Raw genomic sequence first — 676 nt, 5'->3', positions numbered from 1 at the left:
TGACGTTGCCCCTTGGAGCTAATCCAGTTTGAAATAGACTCTGGCCTATCGAAAAGGACCAGAGATGAAGCGCAACAGGTTCAGCGAAGAACAGATTATCGGCATCCTCAAGGAGCATGAGGCGGGCGTTCCGGTCGCCGATTTGTGCCGCACGCATGGCGTAAGCAGCGCCAGCATCTACAAATGGAAAGCCAAGTATGGCGGCATGGATGTGAGCGAGGCCAAACGGCTGAAATCGCTCGAGGATGAGAACGCCAAGCTCAAGAAGCTCTTGGCCGATGCCATGCTGGACAACTCCGCACTCAAGGATCTTCTCGGAAAAAAATGGTAGCGCCCGCCGCCAGGCGAAAGGCTGTCGCTTATCTCAGGGAGACCTTCGAGATGAGCGAGCGGCGGGCGTGCACAGTGCTGGGCTGTTGCCGCATGACCATGCGGTATCAGGGCAGCCGCGTCGATGATGTCGAACTGCGGGATCGGATGAAGGCAATTGCCCATGAACGCCGGCGCTTTGGATATCAGCGGCTACATGTGCTGTTGCGCCGGGAAGGCTACGTGATCAATCACAAGCGTCTGTTCCGGATGTATCGGGAGGAGAAGCTCTCGGTGCGGCGCAGGGGGGGCCGGAAACGGGCCTTGGGAACTCGGGCGCCGATGGTCATTCCCATAGCACCCAACG

General features: G+C 58.3%; 1 pseudogene. It reads left to right on the top strand.

The window, feature by feature from the left end:
* Positions 1-64: 64 nt before the first annotated feature.
* A pseudogene (locus tag NDI72_RS21920) lies at positions 65-676 on the top strand (transposase); the annotation flags it as partial.

It is taken from the genome of Nitratireductor sp. GZWM139 (assembly GCF_030068685.1).
GTDB lineage: Bacteria > Pseudomonadota > Alphaproteobacteria > Rhizobiales > Rhizobiaceae > Nitratireductor > Nitratireductor aquimarinus.
This window is presented reverse-complemented; position numbering and strand designations above follow the sequence as displayed.